Raw genomic sequence first — 19,239 nt, 5'->3', positions numbered from 1 at the left:
ATATAGTAAGAAGCGGTGTGCTGAGAAAGACGCTTTGTCACTGAAGGTGGAAGAATGAGCTCCGTGTCGTCAGACCCCCGCGTTCTCCTGGTCACAGGGGCATCCACCGGTATCGGTTATGCCTCGGCGCGCGACTTTGCGGCGCGCGGCTGGAAGGTGTTCGCCACCGTTCGCACCGAGGCCGATCGGGTGAAGCTGGAGGCGATCCCCGGCGTCACCGCGACGATCCTCGACTACGGCCGTCCGGAGACCATCGCGGCGACGCTCGAGGAAGTGCTCGCCAAGGGTGGCGGACGCATCGATGCCCTGTTCAACAACGGCGCCTACGGGCAGCCGGGCGCGGTCGAGGATCTGACCGTTGACGTGTTGCGCCAGCAGTTCGACAGCATCGTCTTCGGCTGGCATGACCTGACGCGGCGGGTGATCCCGATCATGCGACGGCAGGGACACGGGCGGATCGTGCAATGCTCGTCGATCCTCGGTTTTGTCTCCATGCCCTATCGTGGCGCCTATAATGCCGCCAAGCATGCAGTGGAGGGGCTGACCGACACGCTGCGCCTTGAGCTGCGCGGCACGGGGATCGAGGTGATCAGCATCCAGCCCGGGCCGATCGCCACGCAGTTCGTGAAGACATCGATGAAGAAGTTCCACGAGAACATCGACATCGAGGCCTCGGCCTTTCGCGAGGTCTATCGTCAGCGCCTCAACCGCATGGGGCGCGGCGGCGCGTCGGCCTTCAAGCTGCCGCCGGAAGCGGTGGTCAAATGCCTGATCCACGCCTGCGAATCGGCTCGTCCGAAGCCCTATTACCGCGTGACGCTGCAGACCAAGTTCATGGCGGTCGTCAAGCGCCTGTTGCCTGCGCGCGCCTTCATCGCCTTCAGTGCCTGGGCCGCTTCGCGCGAGACGTGAGCCGGCTTTTGCTTCAAGGTCTCATTTTGAAACAATAATTCGGCGTACCGGGCTGCAACGGCGTCAGTGTTTACCGGTGTGGCGAAATTGTTTGTCACGCGAATATTATGAGTCTTTGGACCTTCACATCTCCGACATGATGGGCGTACAGTATCGTCCATACGGCGTGGCGGAACGGCCGCCGCTCCGGTTATGGAGAGCGTAAGGTGACGATAGCCGTCTCGCCGGACGCACACCCGGCGCTGGTATTGAATGCGGATTATCGTCCGCTGAGCTACTATCCGTTGTCGCTTTGGTCGTGGCAGGACGCGATCAAGGCCGTCTTTCTTGACCGTGTGAACATCGTCTCGGAATATGACGTGCTGGTGCGCAGCCCGAGCTTCGAGTTCCGCCTGCCGTCGGTGGTGTCTCTCAAGACCTTCATCAAGCCGTCGCGGCATCCAGCCTTCACCCGGTTCAACGTGTTCCTGCGCGATCGCTTCCAGTGCCAGTATTGCGGTTCGAAGGATGACCTGACCTTCGATCACCTGATCCCGCGCTCCAAGGGCGGCCAGACCACCTGGGAGAACGTGATAACCGCCTGCTCGCCGTGCAATCTGCGCAAGGGCAGCAAGACGGTGATGGAAGTGGGCATGACGCTGCACAGCCATCCCTTTGCGCCGTCGGTGCAGGATCTGCACAATAACGGCCGGCTGTTCCCGCCGAATTACCTGCACGACAGCTGGCTCGACTTCCTCTACTGGGACGCCGAACTCGATCCGTAATTTTCACGGTGAGCGGGTCTGTGATCGCGCTGTCACGAAGGGCTCCTATAGCGCTGCCATTCCCTTTGTCGAATGGCAGGATCAAGCATGCGTTCAGAGTTGGGTGGCGGTAACACCGCCAGGCCGTCGGTTGTTGTGGATACCCGCGTCATTGCCCATCGCGGCGCGCCGCGTGTGGCGCCGGAAAACACCCTTGCCGCCATCCGGGCCGCGGCCGCTGCCGGGGCGAGCTGGGTGGAAGTGGACGTCAAGCTGACGGCCGATCGCCAGCCGGTGATCATTCACGATGACAAGGTCGACCGCACCACCAATGGCAAGGGCTTTGTGGCCGGTCTCGGCTTCGAGGACATTCGCCGGCTGGACGCGCGGGCGCATTTCGGCCCGGAGTTTGCCGGGATCCAGATCCCGACCTTGCGCGAACTCCTGGAGACCGTGCTGGAGCTCGACCTCGGCTTGCAGCTGGAGCTGAAGCCGACGGCCGGCGACGATGTGGAGACGGCGGAAGTGGCACTGGCGCAGCTCAAGGACATCTGGCCCGCCTCGCGTGGTCGGCTGTTCGTGTCGAGCTTCTCGATCCGGTCGATCCATGCCGCGGCGCGGCTGATGCCGGAGGTGCCGCGCTGCTTTGCCGTCTGCGTGCCGCCGCGCGATCCCCGTGCCCTCCTCGAGGAGACCCGCTGCCAGCTGCTGCACTGCATCGTCGATCTCTTTGACGCCGATGCCGAGGCGCGCGTGTCTGCGAGCGGCATCGAATACGGGCTGGCCGTGGTCAACGATCTGACACGAGGACGCCAGCTGATTGCCGGCGGGGCGCAAACGCTGATCACCGACATTCCGGATCTGGCGGTCTGACCCTCTCCCGATAGGGTTAGCCGCCGACGGCCAGCTTGCGATCGTCCGCCGGCTGCCGCGCGAGGCGGGCATCCTGCTGCTTGAGGCGGCGGAGGATTTCCTCGCTGACGGTGGGCGGCCCGAAATGGAAGCCCTGCAGCTCGTGACAGCCGGCCTTACGGAGCGCCTGGGCTTCGTCAGGCCGTTCGATGCCCTCGGCGGTGACTTCGACGCCGAGGGTATCGGCGAGGGCAACGGTAGACTCGACGAATTGTTGCGAGGCTGGGTCCGTCGCCACGTCGATGACCACGGACCGGTCGATCTTGACGCGATCGAAGGCGAAGCGGCGCAGGTAGCCGATCGACGAGAAGCCGGTGCCAAAGTCATCGAGCGCCACGTGGACCCCGAGATCATGCAGCATCGAGATCACGCGCTGGGCTCGCTCGGGATAGGCGACGAGATAGCTCTCGTTGATGTCGAGCTCAAGACGATTGGCGGGGAAGTCCTCTTCCTTCAGCAGCGCGGCCAGCTGGTCGTTGAACAGCGGGTTGCGGAACTGGGCGCTGAAGATGTTGACGGCGATGCGGCAGTCGCCAAAGGCCTTGCCTTCGCGCAGGGCGCGGCGCAGCACCCAGGTGCCGAGCGCATCGGTCATGCCGGCTTCTTCTGCGACAGGCAGGAAAATGGCCGGGCTGACCGGTCCCACGCCCGGACGGATCCAGCGGAGCAGGGCCTCGACGGCGACGATCCGGTTGTCGGAGGCGCGCAGCGTGGGCTGGAAATGCACTTGCAGTTCGTTGCGGTCGAGGGCTTCGCGCAAGGCCAGCTCAAGTTCGGCCCGATGCTTGCGGTCCGCGTCCATGTTGGCGTCGTAGAGCGTTACCCGGTTCTTGCCGGCGGCCTTGGCCGCGTACATGGCGACGTCGGCCTGTCGGATGAGTTCGATGTTGGACAGGGGGCCGTCATAGGTGGAGGCAACGCCGATGGAACTGCCGACCTTCACCATGCGCCCCTCGAAATCGAAGGGTTCGGCGAGGAACTCGATCATGCGCGTTCCAAGTTCGGTTGCTTCCGACAGGGAGTCCTGGCCGAGCAGGGCCAGGGCGAACTCATCGCCGCCCAGACGGGCGAGAATGCCCTTGCCGTTGACCAGGCAATGGAAGCCTGCCGCCACGGTCTTGATCAGGCGGTCGCCAACCTCGTGACCGAAGGTGTCGTTCACCTCCTTGAAGCCATCGAGATCGACGAACATCACGGTCAGGATGGACAGGCCCGACTTTTGCGCCATGCTCTCCAGCGCCTTGTTGAAGGAGGCGCGATTGGGCAGGCCCGACAGCGGGTCATGGTTGGCGTCGCGGCGGGCGTCATCCTCGCCGCGCTGCATGGCGGCGAGGATCTTCCAGATGGTGAGCACCAGAAAGCCGATCACCAGCATCAGTAGGCCGAGGACCACATAGAGCGGTTCCTTGGCCCGATTGAAGGCGAGGCTGCCCGGATCTGCCTTGGTCCAGGCCAGCGCGCCAATGGTCTGGCCGGACGGCGAGACGATGTCGATGGAGTTGCCCTTGGAGCTGCTTTCGCCGTTCACCAGCGACAACTGTTCCACGCCGAACAGGGCGGCGAGGGCTGCGAGCCGCTGCTGCTTGAGTGTCTGCGTCACCAGGAGGTAGCGGGGCTTGACGCCCTCGGGGGCTTCTCCAGAGTTGGTGAGCACGGTTCTGAGCGCCGCCAGCACAGGCCCGGTGGTGGAGTCGACAAAGGCGGTGGCTGCTTCGTCCGGTTGCCGGGTCTGGAGGGCAATCAGGGCGAGGACGTCCTTGGGATCGATGAAGGGCTGATTCGGAGTAATGTCGCTGCCATTGCGATAGCCGATCTGCAGTTGGCCGGTCTCATCAAAGACGACTGCCGCATCGAACAGAATCCCTGTGGCACTGCTCGCCTTCAGGTTGCTCTCGGCGAAGGATCGGTCGATGGGGCCGTAGAAGGCCTTGGCCGCCTCGTCCCAGACGGCATAGTCGCTGACCGAGTTGCCGAGCTGGTTCAAGATCTCGGATTTCAGGACTTCGACCGAGCGATGAAGATGGGCGGAATCAACTTCATTGACCTCGGTCGCCATGCGGTTCAATGCGAGGTAGATGACAGAAATTGTCGCAAATACGGTCAGGGCGGCCGGGAGGGCCACCCCAAAGACAAACTCCCCCCACCTGTTTCGAGCCGAAAGCACCTGATATCCTCATCACATGTGGCTATCCACATACGTCCCACTTCGTTAATGGGAGACGAAGCCGGTCCGCTGAGAGCGCATTATAGGGGATGAGATCTTGCAATTTGGTAGCAAAGCTGCAACCGCCTTGGGAATGCTCGCCATTTTGATGTGGGCGCTGCTCGGGGTCTTCACTGCGGGATCGGGGCATGTCCCCCCTTTCCTGCTGAATGCCTTGTGCTTCGGTATTTCCGGCGGATTGTCTGTGTCTTGGCTCGCCGCTTCCGGCCGGATCGGCCTTTTGCGCCAGCCGCTCAAGGTCTGGATCGTGGGAACGGGCGGCCTGTTCGGCTTCCATGCGCTCTACTTCACGGCCCTGCGCAATGCGCCGGCGCTGGAAGCCAATCTGATCAACTATCTTTGGCCCTTGCTGATCGTGCTGATGTCGGGCCTGCTGCCGGGCGAGCGGTTGCGGCCGCATCATCTCATCGGTGTCGCGGTCGGCTTTGCCGGGGCTGCCTTGCTGATCGCCTCGCGCGGCGTGCTGTCGATCGACAGCGGTTACGCCTTCGGCTATGGCGCGGCCATCGCGTCGGCGCTCACCTGGTCGAGCTATTCGGTGATCTCGCGCGGCATGGCCAAGGTGCCGACCGAGGCGGTCAGCGGCTTCTGCCTGCTGACGGCGCTGCTCAGTCTTGCGGCGCATTTCTTGTTTGAAACCACCGTGTTGCCGCAGGGGGCGACCGAATGGACCATGGTGGCGCTGCTCGGCATCTTCCCGGTGGGGCTCGCCTTCTTCGTCTGGGACTATGGCATCAAGAATGGCGACATCCAGGTGCTGGGCGCGGCGGCCTATGCGGCGCCGGTGCTCTCCACCTTGCTGCTGGCGGCAACCGGTTACGGCACGCTGAACACGGTCACAGCGCTTGCCAGCCTGCTGGTGACCGTCGGCGCGCTGATCGCCGCCAAGGACATGCTGTTCAAAAGACGTCCTTCCGCCGCCTGATTTCGGCAAAGACCTGATCCGGCGTGGCGTCGGTCAGGCCGAGCCGCGCGGACATGCTCTCGTTGCCCGCGCGCAGGAAGGGGTTGGTGGCCTTCTCTTCGCCGATGGTGGTGGGCACCGTCGGTCGCCCTTCTGCGCGCAACAGCGTGATCGACTTGGCGCGTTCGGCAAGCTCGGCATTGAAGGGTTCGATGGTCAGGGCGAAGCGGGCGTTCGACGCGGTGTACTCGTGGCCGCAATAGACGCGCGTGTCCTCAGGCAAGCTGGCGAGCCGACTGAGCGACTGCCACATCTGCGCGGCCGTTCCCTCGAACAGCCGGCCGCAACCGAGGGCGAACAGCGTGTCGGCGGTGAAGACGGCGCCTGCCGCCTCGAAGTAATAGACGACGTGGCCGAGCGTGTGGCCCGGCGTTTCCCACATGCGCCCCGTGACGGTGCCGACGGTGAAGCAGTCGCCGTCGGCGAGGGCGCGATCGAGCGGGGGCAGCCGATGCCGATCGATGGCGGCGCCGGTGACCGAGGCCTTGTGGCGGGCGAGGATGTCGGCGACACCCTGGATATGGTCGGCGTGATGGTGGGTGATCAGGATGTGGTCGAGCCGCCAACCGCGTTGCTCGAGTTCGGCGAGGATGGGGGCGGCCTCGGGCGCATCGATCACGGCTGTGGCCCCGCTCTGCGTGTCGTGCAGCAGATAGGCGTAGTTGTCCGAGAGACAGGGAACGGTGACGATTTCGATGGCGGACATTTTTGGGCAATCCCATTGCTTCGGCACGATTGTCGTCCAATATGGGGCTGACGGGTCCGTCTGCCAATCGGAAAGCTGATCACCTGAGCCATGTTCCTAGATGTTGTCGACCTCAGAGACTTCTATTCCGGTGAGCTTGGGCGGGTGGTGCAGCCGATCCTGGCGGGGCATGTGCGCAAGATCTGGCCGCAGGTGTCGGGCGATCGCGTTCTCGGCATCGGCTTTGCGACGCCCTATATCGGCCAGTTCTCGGGCGAAGCCGAACGGGTGATCGCCTTCATGCCCTCGACGCAGGGGGCGGTGAACTGGCCGACCGGTGGACCGAATGCGGTGTCGCTTGTGGTCGAGGACATGCTGCCGCTGCCGGACGCGTCGGTCGACCGGGTGGTGCTGGTGCATGCGCTCGAGATGGTCAACGATCCCGAGGGCATGCTGAAGGAGATCTGGCGGGTGCTGTCGCCCGGCGGCCGCATGCTGGCGATCGTGCCCAACCGGCGCGGCTTGTGGGCGCGGGTGGATACCTCGCCCTTCGGCTACGGTCGCCCCTATTCGCGGCGGCAGCTCACCAACCTGTTGCGCCAGACCATGTTTTCGCCGAATGGCTGGGATGAGGCGCTCTACATGATGCCGGTGCCGCGCCAGCGCTTCCTGAAGTCAGGCGCGCGCTGGGAGAAGGTGGGCGCACGGCTGTGGCCGGCCTTTGCCGGCGTGATCATGGTGGAGGCGACCAAGCATCTCTACCAGGGCATTCCCAACATCCGCCGCCTGAAGGTGGCCGAGCCGATCCGGCCGGTTCTGCTGCCGGCGCCGCTGCCGACGCCGCACCGGGAGGGCATCAACGTCCCGACAGCAGGAACACCGCCTGCGTGGCGATGAGGTTCCACACCCACCAGGGCGCGTTGAAGGGCAGCTTCTTGGCGGCGCCGTTGAAGGCCAGCGCCTTTTCCACCGTGGCGCCCACCTCCTGCGATAGTTCCACGAAATCGCGGATGGTGCAGAAGTGGATGTTCGGCGTGTCGTACCAAGAGTAGGGCAGGCGCTTGGACACGGGCATACGGCCGCGCAGCATCAGCTGCAGGCGGACGTCGTAGTGGCCGAAGTTGGGCAGCGACACGATCACCCGCCGACCGATCCGCAGCATCTCCTGCAGCACCAGCTTGGTGTTGCGCGTCGCCTGGATGGTCTGGCTGAGGATGACGTAATCGAAGCTCTGGTCGGGATATTGGTAGAGATCGCTGTCGGCGTCGCCCTGGATCACGGAGAGGCCACGCGCCACGGCGTCGTTCACACCGCGCTGGCTGAGTTCGATGCCCCGGCCGTCGACGTCGCGGGTGCGGGTCAGCAGTTCCAGGAGATCGCCGTCGCCGCAGCCGATGTCGAGGACACGCGAACCCGGTTCCACCAGGGCGGCGATTTCTTTCAGGTCGACGCGAACGTCGGACAGGATGGGATCGAGAAGGTCGGTCATCGCGCGCTCTCCTCGCTGAACGGTGTCGGGCCCGGGATGCCGGCACTGCGCGCGGCGCCCGTCAGGAAGCCCCTGATGATGCGATATTGTTCGGGGATGTCGAGCAGGAAGCTGTCATGGCCGCGGTCGCTGTCGATTTCCACGAAGGAGACCGAGGCGCCCGAGGCATTGAGCGCATGCACCACGGCGCGGCTTTCCGAGGTGGGGAACAGCCAGTCCGAGGTGAAGGAGATCAGGCAGAAGCGCGTCTTGGAGGCGCGGAAGGCGTTGGCCAACACGCCGCCGTGAGCGGCTGCCAGGTCGAAATAGTCCATGGCGCGCGTGACATAGAGGTAGGAGTTGGCGTCGAAGCGATCGACGAAGGTCATGCCCTGGTGGCGCAGGTAGCTTTCGATCTGGAAGTCGGCGTCGAAGCCGAAGGTCAGGCGCTCGCGATCCTGCAGGTTGCGGCCGAACTTCTGGTGCAGCGACTGCTCGGACATGTAGGTGATATGCGCGGCCATGCGGGCCACGGCGAGGCCCTTGCGCGGATTGCGACCGTCGTCGAGGTAATGGCCGGCGAGCCAGTCGGGATCGGCCATCACCGCCTGACGCCCCACTTCGTGGAAGGCGATGTTCTGCGAGGAATGGCGATAGCTGGTGGCGATGGCGACGCAGGAGAACACCCGGTCGGGATAGGCCGAGGCCCATTGCAGCACCTGCATGCCGCCCATGGAGCCGCCGATCACGGCGAACAGTCGGTCGATGCCGAGCGCGCTGACCAGCGCGGCCTGGGCGCGCACCATGTCGGGGATGGTGACGACGGGCAGGTCGAGGCCATAGGGCTTGCCGGTCGCCGGATTGGTCGACGCCGGTCCGGTGGTGCCGAGACAGCCGCCGAGCACGTTGGAGCAGATGACGAAGAAGCGTTCGGTGTCGATGGGGTTGCCGGGGCCGACCATCTGGCTCCACCAGCCGGGCTTGCCGGTCACCGGATTGACGCTCGCCACATGCTGGTCGCCAGTGAGGGCATGGCAGACCAGGATGGCGTTGGTCTTGTCGGCGTTGAGCGTGCCGTAGGTCTGGTAGGCGATCTGCCAGGGGGCGATCGACGCACCGCCGTCTAGCTGCAGAGGGGACTCCATGCCGAACCGCATGACGAGGCTAGTGGGATGATCGGCCTCGCGCTGGCGCAGGTTTTCCTGCGCGTCGGTGTCGGTTTCGAGGGTATCCTGCATGAACGGTGTCCGGCCTTCCGCATGTCGGTGGGGCGGCAAGCTATGAAGCGCCGACGGGCAATGTCAAGCCAAACGGGGAAAAACGCCGTCGGGGCAAAGCCGGACCGCGGTCATCACCGCCGCGCTCACTCGTTGAACTGCGGCAGGCGGCGAGCGTAGATCAGGATGAACATGCGCTCGGCCGTCGTTCTGGCGGCCTGCTGTTCGTCGGTCGACAGGCCCATGCGGCAGGCGCTGACGTAATTGTCGAGATCGCCGCGCTCGACGGAGGGATCGCCGCTGGCGACGATCACCATGCGCCAGGCACAGGCGGCCACCTTGTCCACCTGCATGGCGTCATAGCAGCCGTCGGACAGGCAGAAGGCGATGTTGCGCTGGGACTGATAGTCACCGCCGAGCGCCTTCGGCCATTGGTCGGCGAGCACCTGCCGCTCATAGGCGCAACTGGAGTCCGAGGTGGGGCCGCATTCGCGCAGCGGCGGCGCGTCGAACTCGCCGGCGAACGCGGGGCTCGCGAAGAGGAGACCGAGGAGCAGGGCTGATCGTGCAACGCGCATGGGGCACCTCCGATCCCCCGAGATGGGGACCACGGCCGGCGTAGGGTTCATCGGATCCTACGTGCCGCATTATCCTGCCGATCGGGAGAGGCGGCAATTGCCGGCGACCGCATTATTTCTCAGGTTGATTAAAAGTCTACCAATTGTATGCAGGATGCATATGTTGTGCAACATCCGCCGCCATCAGGAGCCGCCGAGACCGGCAAGACGGCGCACATCGTCCGGTGTCAGCCCGTCGTCGGCGAGGGCGCGAAGGGCGCGCGAACCGCGGGACTTGGACAGCTTGCGACCGTCGGTGTCAAGGATCAGGCTGTGGTGGTGATAGACCGGTTCGGGCAGGTCGAGCACGGTCTGCAACAGGCGATGCACGGAAGTCGCAGGGTAGAGGTCGTGACCGCGTACCACATGGGTGACGCCTTCGATGGCGTCGTCGGTGACGACGGCGAGATGATAGCTTGCCGGCGTGAACTTGCCGGCAAGGATCACGTCGCCCCAGGCGGCCGGATCGGCGGCTATGGTTTTCGGTGGCGCTGCAAATCCATCCGGGTATTCGGTCCAGGTGAGGGGCCCGACGCGCTTCAGGGCTTCGACCATGTCGAGGCGCAGCGAAAAGGGCTCGCCGGCGGCGATCCGCGTGGTGGCAACCGTTGGCGCAAGATCGCGCTCGGTGCCGGGGTAGACGGGCGCCCCGTCGGGATCGCGCGGCCAGGGCTGGCCGGACGCGGCCTCCAGCCGATCCACCGCGGCCTTGATTGCGGTACGGCTCAGAAAGGACGGGTAGACGAGACCCATGGCCTGGAGGCGGTCGAGCTGCGCGCGATAGTCGGCGCTGTGTTCGGACTGTCGGCGCACCGGACGTTCGTAGGCAAGGCCAAGCCAGTCGAGGTCGGCGAGGATGGAGGCGACATGCTCCGCGCGGGCTCGGGTTCCGTCCACATCCTCGATGCGCAGGCGGAACCGTCCGCCCATGGCGCGGGCCATGTCGTGATTGAGGAGGGCCGATCGGGCATGGCCGAGATGCAGCGGGCCATTGGGCGAGGGCGCGAAGCGGAAGACGGGGGCGGCGGCCATGGCGGGATTGGCAGGCAGTCTGCTGACAGGTTTGCGCGATGGGCAAGGTCATATAGCATGCGGGGACCATCGGGAAGCCGGGGAGGATTGCATGCGCCTGCTGCTCTGTGACGACGACATGCGCGAGGGGCTGGATTGGCTGGTGACGGCCGACAAGCGCCTTGAGAGCGTCCGGGCCGTGGCCGGCACGGTCGAAATCCGCTATCGCCCGCCCGGCTTCGAGGGGCTGTCGCGCATCGTGGTGGCCCAGATGCTGTCGGTGGCCAGCGCCGCGGCCATCTGGCAGCGCTACGAGGCGCTGCTCGGGACGGGATGCGTGACGGCGGAACGGTTTCTTGCCATGGAAGAGGCGGACCTCAGGGCCTGCGGCCTGTCGGGCGGCAAGGTGCGGACCTTGCGGGCGGCAGCCGAGGCAGCTCAGGCGGGGCTTGATCTCGAGGGCCTGGCCGGGGAAGCGCCTGACGTCACCATCGCCCGCCTGACGGCCCTGCCCGGGGTCGGACGCTGGACGGCCGACATTTTCCTGCTGTTCTGTGCCCGCCATGCGGACATCTTTCCGGCGGGGGATCTTGCGCTGCAGATCGCCGCACAGGAAGGGCTCGGTCTGGAAACGCGGCCAAGCGAGAAGGAAATGCGACGGATATCAGAGGCTTGGAGCCCCTGGCGCGGCGTTGCGGCCAAGCTGTTTTGGGCCTATTACAAGGCGGTTCGGGAAGGGCGCGCCGCGCTTCCCGCCTGATTCATCCGGCGAGGAGCTGCCTGTATGACTGAAATCGACGGACCGCGCATAATGCCCGAAGACGGCGCCCCGACGGCGCTCGTGGTGTTCCTGCACGGCTATGGTGCCGACGGCAACGATCTCATCGACATTGGTCAATCCTGGGCGCCCTATCTGCCGGGCGTGGTCTTCGTCTCGCCGCATGCGCCGCAGCCTTGCGGCATGGCCCCCATGGGGCGGCAGTGGTTTCCGCTCACCTTGCGCGACGACGAGGAGCGTTGGGACGGGGTGCTCGACGCGCGTCCGTCGCTCGATGCGTTTCTCGATGCCGAACTGGCGCGCCATGGCCTGACGGGCGATCGCCTGGTTCTCGTCGGCTTCAGCCAGGGCACGATGATGGCGCTGCATGTGGGATTGCGCCGGCCGGTGCCGCCGGCGGCGATCGTCGGCTATTCGGGCTATCTCGCCGGTGCCGACCACCTGCACGAGGCCACCGGCAAGCCGGCCATCACCCTGGTGCATGGCACGCATGATCAGGTGCTGCCGGTGCGCAGCAGCGAGAGCGCCGCCAAGGCGCTGGAGGCTGCCGGCATTCCCGTGCGGCTGCATCTGCGGCCCGGTCTCGGTCATGGCATCGACCATGCCGGTCTGGTGCTCGGCCTCGAGGCGATCGGGGGTGCCCTTGACATCGCCCTGCCGCGATCGCCATGACGCATTGAGGCTGCGGCCGACGCAGCCCGGAGCGCTTTCCGATCAGGTGGACTTACCTGATCGAAAGGAAATCGCTCCGGATTCAAAAGTTCGAGCAGCCGCTTTCCGATCATGTTGGTTCAACAGGATCGGCGGATGTTCTAGTGTCGTCGAGGAGGAGGGACCATGACGACTTTCATGCTTTATCTGGTGCCGGTCGCCCTTGCGGCCGTCGCCATCGTGTTGCTCTTGGGGTTGGCCAACATGCTGCGTCGCGGCCCGGCAACCCGGTCGCAGATGCTGATGCGCTGGCGTGTCGGCTTGCAGTTCGTCGCGGTGGTGATCATCATGATCACGCTGTGGCTGATGAACAAGTGAGCTTGGTCGACAGGCGTCAGGTGGAAGGACAAGACTGATGGTTCGTCTCAACCGCATCTATACCCGCACGGGCGACGACGGTACGACGGGGCTCTCCTCGGGCGAGCGCCGGCCGAAATATGATCTGCGCGTGGCCTGCTACGGCACGGTTGACGAGACAAATGCGACCATCGGTCTGGTGCGCCTGCATACGGCGGCGATGCCGGACCTCGATGGGATGCTCGGGCGCATCCAGAACGATCTGTTCGATCTCGGCGGCGACCTGTCCTTGCCGGAAAGCGATGAGCCGCCCAAGTGGGAGCCCTTGCGCATCGTGGCCGCGCAGGTGGAGCGGCTCGAAGAGGAGATCGATCTCCTCAACGCCGATCTCGAACCGCTCAAATCCTTCGTGCTGCCCGGCGGCGCTCCGGCGGCAGCCTGCCTGCATCTGGCCCGCACCGTTTGCCGGCGCGCCGAGCGCGACGCGGTGGAACTGGCCTCGCTTGCCGGCGAGCGGGTCAACCCGGATGCGGTCCGCTATCTCAACCGCCTGTCGGACTTCCTGTTCGTGGCGAGCCGCTGGGTCAATGCCCAAGGAGCGGGGGACGTGCTCTGGGTGCCCGGGCAGACGCGCTGAGGCGAAGGGGCGCCGTTCAGGCAGAGCGCAGCATGGAGGTCTCGTCGGTGGCCGCCAGCGCACTGGCAACGGCCCGGCGGATCTCACTCAGCGTGAAGGGCTTGGGGATGACGTCATGGACGAGCGCGTCGAGACCATGGGCGCGCTCGCGCTGGTCGGCAAAGCCGGTCATCAGGAGGATGGTGAGATCGGGCCAGTCGCGGGCGGTGGCAAGCGCCAGGGCAATGCCGTCCATCACCGGCATCATGATGTCGGACAGCAAGAGGTCGAAGTCGGCGCGGCGCTCCTGCAGGATCTCGAGCGCCATGCCGCCGTCCTCGGCGGCCGTGACGTCATGGCCGTCGAGCTCCAGCGCTCTCTTGACGAAGGCGCGAACCGATTCGTCGTCCTCGGTCAGAAGAATGCGCGCCATTGCCTTGTCTCCACCGTGTTTGCGCCGCCCATTATGAGCCAGCTTTTATCAAACCCCAATAGATCGGCATGATTAAAGGCAGGTTAGCCTTCGCGCACGACACCGACAAACGGCAGCTGCCGATAGGCGTGTGCAGCATCCATGCCATAGCCGACAACGAAGACGTCGGCGCATTCGAAGCCCACCAGATCCGCCTCGATGGCCGCCTTGCGCTTGCCCGGCTTGTCGAGCAGCACGGCGATCTTTACGTTGCTGGCGCCGCGTTCCTCGGTCAGGCGCTTGGCAAAGGCCAGCGTGCGGCCCGATTCCAGGATGTCGTCGACGATCAGCACCGAGCGGCCGGCGACGTCGGTGTCGATGTCGCGGACGATCTTGACGATGCCCGAGGAGGTGGTGCCCGTGCCGTAGCTCGAGAGCATCATGAACTCCACCTGCGGCTCCAGGCCCTCGCGATGCAGGGCGCGCAGCAGATCCGCGGCAAACATGAAGCTGCCCTTGAGGATGGCGATGACCATCAGATCCTTGGGCGCCCAGGTGGCGATATCCGTCGCCAAGGCATTGATGCGCTCGGAAATCACGTCTTCCGAAAACAGCACGTCCACTTTTTTCGCCGGCATCACATATCCTTGACCGTCAGCCACAATGGCAGAGCTATATTACGGCGCACGATCGTCTGTAAACCGCACTTCCGCCATGGTGGCCGCATCGGGCGGGGCCATGAGGCGTGTCTTGAAGTGCAAGGTGGCGTCCGGATCGATCGTGGTCTGCGGCAGGGCGTAGTTCCAGGCGTAGACGTCGCGACCGGTGGCCGACTTCAGGGTGATGCGCAGGGCGGGCAGCTTCTGGGTGTCGACGGTGAGGTTCTGGATGTTGCCGTCGATCACCAGCACCGGGGTGGCGCCATCGGATTCGCGATGGGTCTGCACACTGTCGAAGCGCATGCCGCGCAGGTTCACTTCCAGGCCAACCGACGCATAGAGGCCGGCGAAGTCGGGGAAGGCCCGGACAATGCTGACCCGCGCAAACAGGGCGGTGACGACCAGCATCATGAGAAAGCCGAGCAGCAGCGCGCCTGCCACCGGCGTCGAGAGATGTTTGTCTATGGCCCAGACGGCGGCGGCGCTGCGCTGGCGCGTGGACGACTTCTTCTTCCTTGCCCCGAGCTTGATGCGCTTTTCCGGTTCGAAGCCGGCCGGTGTGGGCTCGATGGTCGGCCCGTCCGGACCGGCAGCCTCGTCGGTGTCGCCGGCTGCATTGCCAAAGACCGCAGGGGCAACCGGGACCGGAGCCGATGGCACGGGAGGCAGGGGATCTGGCTCGCTTGCGGCCGCATCCGGCTCGGCGTCCACGTCGATATCGTCGAAGGGATCGGATTTGCGGGTCGGTTGCTGATCTCCGGCAATCGCTTCCTTCCACTCGTCGTCCGACGGCTCCGGCTGAGGGGCAGATTCGAAGGCTGAGGCCCAGGCGTCGGGTTCAGGTGGCGGTGGCTGTTCGGCCGGAAAGGCGTGCCAGACGTTGCCGCAGCGGGCGCATCGCACCTTGCGGCCGGTGGAGCCCAGAGCGCCATCGGCCAGCTGGTAACTTGCTTCGCAACTTGGGCAAACAATCCTCATCCGCCGGCTCGCCTGCCTGGTTGATCGCCGCACGCGAATCACGCCCGCGCGCACACGGTTTTCTGACTTGTGTCCAAGGAGAGCGAACATGCTTAATGAAACGTTAAGAACAATGCCCGAAGGATAAAATCCTGCGGCTTCCGCTGCGCCGGCCATCGATTCGGCGCGGTTGGGAGCGACATTGACGTCAAGATATTTGCCGCGCGACGGGCCAGCCGGGACGAGACCAGACTGTGATTCGCTTTGAGAATGTCGGCTTGCGTTATGGGATGGGGCCGGAAGTGCTGAGTGATCTCACCTTCCGCATCGATCCGCATTCCTTTCAGTTTCTGACCGGGCCGTCCGGTGCGGGCAAGACGACGCTGCTGCGGCTCCTGTTTCTCAACCTGAAGCCGACGCGGGGGCTGATCTCCATCTTCAATCAGGACACGGCGCGCATCACGCCGCGCGAGATGCCCGGATTGCGCCGTCGTATCGGTGTCGTGTTCCAGGAGTTTCGCCTGCTCGACCATCTGACCACCTATGAGAATGTGGCGCTACCCTACCGCGTGCTCGGGCAGGATGAGGCAAGCTATCGCGCCGACGTGGTGGATCTTCTTGACTGGGTGGGCCTTGGGGACCGCAAGCATGTCTACCCGCCGGTCCTGTCGGGCGGTGAGAAGCAACGGGCGGCGATTGCGCGGGCACTGATCACCAAGCCGGAATTCCTGCTGGCGGACGAGCCGACCGGCAACGTGGATCCGCCGCTCGCCAAGCGGCTGCTGCGCCTGTTCTACGAGATGAATCGCCTCGGGACGGCGGTGGTGATCGCAACCCATGATCTGACGCTGATGGAGCAGGTGGACGCACGCCGTCTCGTGCTCACCGATGGACGGCTGGAGATCTACGAATGAGCAAGCCGGCCTCCGAAAAGCTGGCGCGCCCGGTCAAGGCGGTCGAACATCCGCAGCGCGGGCGTCTGCCGCTGGTGCCGCCACAGACCATCGCCGGGCGGGCGCTGGTGCTGGTGATCTCCATCATGGCCTTTCTGGCCGGCCTGACCATTGCCGGCGTGTCGCTGGTTTCGCAGGCGGCGCAAGGCTGGGAGTCCGAGATCGGCCGGGAGGTGACCATCGAGGTGCGCCCCATCGACGGCAGCGACATGTCCGCCGAGGTGGCCAAGGCCGTGGCGCTGGCGCAGGAATTTCCGGGCGTGGGCAGTGCGCATGGCCTCACCGATCAGGAGACCTCGCGGCTTCTCGAGCCCTGGCTCGGGGCGGGCGTCGATCTCGGCAGCCTGCCGGTGCCGCGTCTGGTCGTTGTCACCATCGACGATCCCGGAGCGTTCAGCGTCAAGGATCTGGCGGCCCAGGTGACGGCGCAGGTGCGCGGCGGCAGTGTCGATGACCACGCGATCTGGGTGGACCGTCTGGCGGCCATGGCCAATTCCATGGTGTTCGCCGGCCTCGGCGTGCTGGTGCTGATGCTGACGGCCATGGTGCTGTCGATCGTCTTTGCCACGCGCGCGGCCATGGCCGGCAACCGCGACGTGATCGAGGTGCTGCATTTCTGCGGCGCCGAGGATCGCTTCATTGCCGGCGAGTTCCAGCGGCATTTCCTGCTGCTGGGCATGAAGGGCGGCGCGATCGGCGGCGGCAGTGCCGTGGCTGTCCTGGGGCTGCTCAGCTGGTGGCTGAGCGGGGCGGCCGGCCGCCCAGGTGCCGATCAGATCGAAGCGCTGGTCGGCAGTTTCGAAATCGGCTGGCGTGCCTATGGCTGGATCGGCGCACTGGTGGTGGCGGTGGCGGCGTTGACGGCCGCCACGTCGCGCCTTGCGGTGCGCCGTTCGTTGCAGGCCATGGCCTGAGGCAGGCTGGCGACCCACGGTATCCCGCCCGATTTGTCAACGGGTCGGGCATTTCATATCATGTTGGCCATGATGCTTTCGGCGCCCGACCAGACCGGCCCTGATTCGCCCGCCGTCCCCGACGTCGGGACGGGTGCGCGCGGGGTGGCGGCAGAGCCGCCGCGGTCGTCCCGGCGGCATCTTCTGAGGGGTTTGGCCGCCTTTCTTCTCAGTCTTGGTCTGGTGCTGTCCGGCTTCTTCATCGGCGGCTTCTTCAAGTTCGCCGATATCGTGGCGTCCCAGGTGCCGCCCGATCCGCTGGTGGCCGACGGCATCGTGGTGCTGACGGGCGGGGCCGAACGCATCGCCGGCGCGGTGGAGCTCATCTCCGAAGGCAAGGCGCGGCGCCTCCTGATCTCCGGCGTGCATCCGGACACCAATGCCCGGCAGATCGGGCGCATGGTCGATGCCGGCCCCGACATCATGAAATGCTGCGTCGATCTCGATCACCGCGCCGCCAACACCGTCGGCAATGCGCTGGAGACCGCCAAATGGGCGCGTCGCAACGGCTTTCTGTCGCTGATCGTGGTGACATCGGCCTATCACATGCCGCGGGCCATGCTGGAACTGTCGCATGCCATGCCGGACATTCGCCTCATTGCCTATCCGGTGTCGCGACAGCGACTGGGCCTCGACCGCTGGTATAGCAATGAGGAGACCATGACCCTTCTCTTGGCCGAATACGTGAAGTATATGGCCACACGCGTTCGTCTCAGCCTCGGCGGCATCGAAGGGCTTGCGGAGGCGCTGGCCAACGCGGCGGGATGAGTCGCCGGCCCGACGATCGCCTGGTTTGTCTTACGTCCCTGGATTTCCTGCAATGCTCGTTCGCTCCCTCCTCTACAGCGTCTATTTCTTTGTGGGCACGCTGGTCCTGATGATCCTCCTCTCGCCGGCCATGCTGTTCGGCAGGTCGGGCGCGATGGCCGCGGCGCGGCTGTGGGCGCGGATCATCATGGGCGGTCATCAGGTGATCACCGGCATTCGCCATGAGTTCCGCAACTTCGACCGTCTGCCGAAGGGCGGCGCGATCCTGGCGATCAAGCACCAGTCCACATGGGAAACCATTGCACTGATGCCCCATATCGGCGACCCCGCCTTCATCCTGAAGCGGGAGCTCACATGGATTCCGCTGTTCGGCTGGTGGCTGGCGGCGGCGCGGATGATTCCGGTCAACCGCGGCAAGGGCGCGTCCGCCATGAAGCAGATGACGGAGGAAGCGCGCGCACGCGTCAACGCCGGGCAGAAGGTGGTGTTGTTTCCCGAGGGAACGCGGCGCCCGGCCGGAGCAGAGCCGGCCTACAAGAGCGGCATCGCCTTTCTCTATGGCGAGCTCAAGGTGCCCGTTGTGCCGATCGCGCTCAACTCGGGCACCTGCTGGCCGCGCAAGGCGCTGGTGCACCGGCGCGGGACCATCGTTGCCGAAGTGCTGGCGCCCATTCCGCCCGGTCTGGGGCTCAAGGAGATGCTGAAGCGTCTGCAGGCCGATCTCGAAGCCGGTTGCGATCGTCTCATTCTGGAGGCGGCTGCGCGCGGCGACGACCTGCCGCCGTCGGCCCTCGCCCGTGTCGACGCGCTCAAGGCACCGTCGGCCTGATCAGGCCTCAAGGGTCCGTTCAAGCTCGCGGGCAAGGGCTTCGGTCCTGCGGTCGACGATGCCGAGCTTGCGAAGCTGCAGGGCTGTGGCGATCACGTAATCACAGTTGGGGCCGGCGATGCCGCGGCTCTGCCGCAGGATGTCGACGGTCGCCTCGTGGGCGATCTGCGGCGCATATTGCGGATGGGCGGCATTGGCCACATAGGTCATGGCGTTGACGATGGCGCCATCGGCGAGACGCACGGGGCGCAGGACCTCGAGATAGACGTCGGAGATCTGCTCGCGCTTGCGCAAATAGTCCACCACCTCTTCGCGTTCGGCATGGTCAACCTCGAAGGCCAGACCGATGCAGCTGCCGCCGCGATCGAGGCCATAGACGAGGCCGGGCTTTTCCTTGGTGCCGCGGTAGTGGGTCGAATAGATGCACAGGCGCCGGTGCGCGCCATGCAGCTTCGCCTTGACGGCACGCCGATGGGCAAAGCCGGGGTTCCACATCAGCGAGCCATAGCCGAAGACCCACAGATTGTCGCTCATGACCTTCCTTTCGCCGCAA

Annotated in this window: 23 protein-coding genes; 13 read left to right on the top strand and 10 right to left on the bottom strand. The window is 65.2% G+C overall.

Annotated features, from left to right (window positions below; all coding sequences use genetic code 11):
* Positions 1 to 54 precede the first annotated feature (54 nt).
* From L2I41_RS09690 to L2I41_RS09680, 3 genes are all read left to right on the top strand, one after another.
* Positions 55 to 912, top strand: coding sequence for an SDR family NAD(P)-dependent oxidoreductase (locus L2I41_RS09690; protein WP_237153345.1), 858 nt, complete (start codon positions 55 to 57; stop codon positions 910 to 912).
* Positions 913 to 1,118: 206 nt separating this feature from the next.
* Positions 1,119 to 1,676, top strand: coding sequence for an HNH endonuclease (locus tag L2I41_RS09685; RefSeq protein ID WP_237153344.1), 558 nt, complete (start codon positions 1,119 to 1,121; stop codon positions 1,674 to 1,676).
* An 87-nt stretch (positions 1,677 to 1,763) separates the two neighbouring features.
* A complete protein-coding gene (locus tag L2I41_RS09680; RefSeq protein WP_237153343.1) occupies positions 1,764 to 2,528 on the top strand; it encodes a glycerophosphodiester phosphodiesterase family protein in 765 nt (254 codons plus the stop codon).
* Positions 2,529 to 2,544: 16 nt separating this feature from the next.
* On the opposite strand, the gene L2I41_RS09675 is transcribed toward L2I41_RS09680, so the two are convergent.
* The gene (locus L2I41_RS09675) at positions 2,545 to 4,623 is read right to left on the bottom strand and encodes a bifunctional diguanylate cyclase/phosphodiesterase (protein WP_237153342.1); all 2,079 of its coding nucleotides are present in this window, start codon (positions 4,621 to 4,623) and stop codon (positions 2,545 to 2,547) included.
* Positions 4,624 to 4,828: 205 nt separating this feature from the next.
* Here L2I41_RS09675 and yddG point away from each other — a divergent pair, with 205 nt between their 5' ends.
* Complete coding sequence (yddG, locus tag L2I41_RS09670) at positions 4,829 to 5,716, top strand: aromatic amino acid exporter YddG (protein WP_444875207.1); 888 nt, start codon at positions 4,829 to 4,831, stop codon at positions 5,714 to 5,716.
* On the opposite strand, the gene gloB is transcribed toward yddG, so the two are convergent.
* The gene (gene gloB / locus L2I41_RS09665; RefSeq protein WP_237153340.1) at positions 5,691 to 6,461 is read right to left on the bottom strand and encodes a hydroxyacylglutathione hydrolase; all 771 of its coding nucleotides are present in this window, start codon (positions 6,459 to 6,461) and stop codon (positions 5,691 to 5,693) included. The two genes, yddG and gloB, sit on opposite strands and share 26 nt — an antisense overlap.
* Positions 6,462 to 6,551: 90 nt before the next feature.
* Between gloB and L2I41_RS09660 the strand changes: the two genes are divergently transcribed.
* Entirely contained in the window at positions 6,552 to 7,337 is a 786-nt protein-coding gene (locus L2I41_RS09660; protein WP_237153339.1) for a class I SAM-dependent methyltransferase, read from the top strand.
* Here the strand turns inward: L2I41_RS09660 and metW are convergent.
* The 4 genes from metW to gluQRS all read right to left on the bottom strand — a co-directional run bounded on the left by metW (position 7,297) and on the right by gluQRS (position 10,774).
* Positions 7,297 to 7,929: a methionine biosynthesis protein MetW gene (gene metW / locus L2I41_RS09655; protein ID WP_237153338.1), complete on the bottom strand. Its 633-nt coding sequence runs from the start codon at positions 7,927 to 7,929 to the stop codon at positions 7,297 to 7,299. The genes L2I41_RS09660 and metW overlap by 41 nt on opposite strands.
* Positions 7,926 to 9,146, bottom strand: coding sequence for a homoserine O-acetyltransferase MetX (gene metX, locus L2I41_RS09650; RefSeq protein WP_237153337.1), 1,221 nt, complete (start codon positions 9,144 to 9,146; stop codon positions 7,926 to 7,928). Before metX ends, metW begins: the two co-directional genes overlap by 4 nt.
* Before the next feature lie 125 nt (positions 9,147 to 9,271).
* Positions 9,272 to 9,703: a hypothetical protein gene (locus tag L2I41_RS09645; protein WP_237153336.1), complete on the bottom strand. Its 432-nt coding sequence runs from the start codon at positions 9,701 to 9,703 to the stop codon at positions 9,272 to 9,274.
* A gap of 183 nt (positions 9,704 to 9,886) precedes the next feature.
* On the bottom strand, positions 9,887 to 10,774 hold the full coding sequence (gluQRS, locus tag L2I41_RS09640; RefSeq protein ID WP_237153335.1) for a tRNA glutamyl-Q(34) synthetase GluQRS: 888 nt from the start codon (positions 10,772 to 10,774) through the stop codon (positions 9,887 to 9,889).
* 91 nt (positions 10,775 to 10,865) lie between these two features.
* Here gluQRS and L2I41_RS09635 point away from each other — a divergent pair, with 91 nt between their 5' ends.
* The 4 genes from L2I41_RS09635 (at position 10,866) to L2I41_RS09620 (ending at position 13,176) form a co-directional block, all read left to right on the top strand.
* On the top strand, positions 10,866 to 11,513 hold the full coding sequence (locus tag L2I41_RS09635) for a DNA-3-methyladenine glycosylase family protein (protein WP_237153334.1): 648 nt from the start codon (positions 10,866 to 10,868) through the stop codon (positions 11,511 to 11,513).
* A gap of 24 nt (positions 11,514 to 11,537) precedes the next feature.
* Complete coding sequence (locus L2I41_RS09630) at positions 11,538 to 12,203, top strand: alpha/beta hydrolase (RefSeq protein WP_237153333.1); 666 nt, start codon at positions 11,538 to 11,540, stop codon at positions 12,201 to 12,203.
* Between the two features lie 165 nt (positions 12,204 to 12,368).
* Positions 12,369 to 12,560, top strand: a complete 192-nt coding sequence (locus L2I41_RS09625) for a twin transmembrane helix small protein (RefSeq protein ID WP_237153332.1) — start codon at positions 12,369 to 12,371, stop codon at positions 12,558 to 12,560.
* Between the two features lie 37 nt (positions 12,561 to 12,597).
* On the top strand, positions 12,598 to 13,176 hold the full coding sequence (locus L2I41_RS09620) for a cob(I)yrinic acid a,c-diamide adenosyltransferase (protein ID WP_237153331.1): 579 nt from the start codon (positions 12,598 to 12,600) through the stop codon (positions 13,174 to 13,176).
* Positions 13,177 to 13,192: 16 nt separating this feature from the next.
* Here L2I41_RS09620 and L2I41_RS09615 read toward each other — a convergent pair whose 3' ends face one another.
* From L2I41_RS09615 to L2I41_RS09605, 3 genes are all read right to left on the bottom strand, one after another.
* A complete protein-coding gene (locus L2I41_RS09615) occupies positions 13,193 to 13,588 on the bottom strand; it encodes a response regulator (protein ID WP_237153330.1) in 396 nt (131 codons plus the stop codon).
* Positions 13,589 to 13,671: 83 nt separating this feature from the next.
* Positions 13,672 to 14,205: a hypoxanthine phosphoribosyltransferase gene (hpt, locus tag L2I41_RS09610; RefSeq protein WP_237153329.1), complete on the bottom strand. Its 534-nt coding sequence runs from the start codon at positions 14,203 to 14,205 to the stop codon at positions 13,672 to 13,674.
* A 39-nt stretch (positions 14,206 to 14,244) separates the two neighbouring features.
* Positions 14,245 to 15,204, bottom strand: coding sequence for a zinc-ribbon domain-containing protein (locus L2I41_RS09605; RefSeq protein WP_237153328.1), 960 nt, complete (start codon positions 15,202 to 15,204; stop codon positions 14,245 to 14,247).
* Between the two features lie 233 nt (positions 15,205 to 15,437).
* Between L2I41_RS09605 and ftsE the strand changes: the two genes are divergently transcribed.
* From ftsE to L2I41_RS09585, 4 genes are read left to right on the top strand one after another with little or no spacing between them, the layout of a single operon-like run.
* Positions 15,438 to 16,097, top strand: coding sequence for a cell division ATP-binding protein FtsE (gene ftsE / locus L2I41_RS09600; protein WP_237153327.1), 660 nt, complete (start codon positions 15,438 to 15,440; stop codon positions 16,095 to 16,097).
* The gene (locus tag L2I41_RS09595; RefSeq protein ID WP_237153326.1) at positions 16,094 to 17,050 is read left to right on the top strand and encodes a cell division protein FtsX; all 957 of its coding nucleotides are present in this window, start codon (positions 16,094 to 16,096) and stop codon (positions 17,048 to 17,050) included. The genes ftsE and L2I41_RS09595 overlap by 4 nt, the downstream gene beginning before the upstream one ends.
* A 60-nt stretch (positions 17,051 to 17,110) precedes the next feature.
* Entirely contained in the window at positions 17,111 to 17,857 is a 747-nt protein-coding gene (locus L2I41_RS09590; protein WP_237153325.1) for a YdcF family protein, read from the top strand.
* Between the two features lie 52 nt (positions 17,858 to 17,909).
* Positions 17,910 to 18,686, top strand: coding sequence for a lysophospholipid acyltransferase family protein (locus L2I41_RS09585; protein WP_237153324.1), 777 nt, complete (start codon positions 17,910 to 17,912; stop codon positions 18,684 to 18,686).
* Here the strand turns inward: L2I41_RS09585 and L2I41_RS09580 are convergent, their stop codons facing one another.
* Positions 18,687 to 19,220 (bottom strand): gamma-glutamylcyclotransferase, encoded by a 534-nt coding sequence (locus tag L2I41_RS09580; RefSeq protein WP_237153323.1) that lies wholly within the window; start codon positions 19,218 to 19,220, stop codon positions 18,687 to 18,689.
* Positions 19,221 to 19,239 lie beyond the last annotated feature (19 nt).

Origin of the sequence: Oryzibacter oryziterrae (assembly GCF_021864535.1) — a bacterium.
GTDB lineage: Bacteria > Pseudomonadota > Alphaproteobacteria > Rhizobiales > Pleomorphomonadaceae > Pleomorphomonas > Pleomorphomonas oryziterrae.
The sequence above is the reverse complement of the archived record's forward strand: the minus strand, read 5'-3'. Positions and strand labels throughout refer to the sequence as shown.

Excerpts from the sequence above, each read along its gene's own strand:
- L2I41_RS09690 (WP_237153345.1), top strand. The coding sequence starts at position 55 with ATGAGCTCCGTGTCGTCAGACCCCCGCGTTCTCCTGGTCACAGGGGCA.
- L2I41_RS09680 (WP_237153343.1), top strand. The coding sequence starts at position 1,764 with ATGCGTTCAGAGTTGGGTGGCGGTAACACCGCCAGGCCGTCGGTTGTT.
- L2I41_RS09675 (WP_237153342.1), bottom strand. The coding sequence starts at position 4,623 with ATGGCGACCGAGGTCAATGAAGTTGATTCCGCCCATCTTCATCGCTCG.
- gloB (WP_237153340.1), bottom strand. The coding sequence starts at position 6,461 with ATGTCCGCCATCGAAATCGTCACCGTTCCCTGTCTCTCGGACAACTAC.
- L2I41_RS09660 (WP_237153339.1), top strand. The coding sequence starts at position 6,552 with ATGTTCCTAGATGTTGTCGACCTCAGAGACTTCTATTCCGGTGAGCTT.
- metW (WP_237153338.1), bottom strand. The coding sequence starts at position 7,929 with ATGACCGACCTTCTCGATCCCATCCTGTCCGACGTTCGCGTCGACCTG.
- metX (WP_237153337.1), bottom strand. The coding sequence starts at position 9,146 with ATGCAGGATACCCTCGAAACCGACACCGACGCGCAGGAAAACCTGCGC.
- L2I41_RS09645 (WP_237153336.1), bottom strand. The coding sequence starts at position 9,703 with ATGCGCGTTGCACGATCAGCCCTGCTCCTCGGTCTCCTCTTCGCGAGC.
- gluQRS (WP_237153335.1), bottom strand. The coding sequence starts at position 10,774 with ATGGCCGCCGCCCCCGTCTTCCGCTTCGCGCCCTCGCCCAATGGCCCG.
- L2I41_RS09635 (WP_237153334.1), top strand. The coding sequence starts at position 10,866 with ATGCGCCTGCTGCTCTGTGACGACGACATGCGCGAGGGGCTGGATTGG.
- L2I41_RS09630 (WP_237153333.1), top strand. The coding sequence starts at position 11,538 with ATGACTGAAATCGACGGACCGCGCATAATGCCCGAAGACGGCGCCCCG.
- L2I41_RS09625 (WP_237153332.1), top strand. The coding sequence starts at position 12,369 with ATGACGACTTTCATGCTTTATCTGGTGCCGGTCGCCCTTGCGGCCGTC.
- L2I41_RS09620 (WP_237153331.1), top strand. The coding sequence starts at position 12,598 with ATGGTTCGTCTCAACCGCATCTATACCCGCACGGGCGACGACGGTACG.
- L2I41_RS09615 (WP_237153330.1), bottom strand. The coding sequence starts at position 13,588 with ATGGCGCGCATTCTTCTGACCGAGGACGACGAATCGGTTCGCGCCTTC.
- hpt (WP_237153329.1), bottom strand. The coding sequence starts at position 14,205 with ATGCCGGCGAAAAAAGTGGACGTGCTGTTTTCGGAAGACGTGATTTCC.
- L2I41_RS09605 (WP_237153328.1), bottom strand. The coding sequence starts at position 15,204 with ATGAGGATTGTTTGCCCAAGTTGCGAAGCAAGTTACCAGCTGGCCGAT.
- L2I41_RS09595 (WP_237153326.1), top strand. The coding sequence starts at position 16,094 with ATGAGCAAGCCGGCCTCCGAAAAGCTGGCGCGCCCGGTCAAGGCGGTC.
- L2I41_RS09590 (WP_237153325.1), top strand. The coding sequence starts at position 17,111 with ATGTTGGCCATGATGCTTTCGGCGCCCGACCAGACCGGCCCTGATTCG.
- L2I41_RS09585 (WP_237153324.1), top strand. The coding sequence starts at position 17,910 with ATGCTCGTTCGCTCCCTCCTCTACAGCGTCTATTTCTTTGTGGGCACG.
- L2I41_RS09580 (WP_237153323.1), bottom strand. The coding sequence starts at position 19,220 with ATGAGCGACAATCTGTGGGTCTTCGGCTATGGCTCGCTGATGTGGAAC.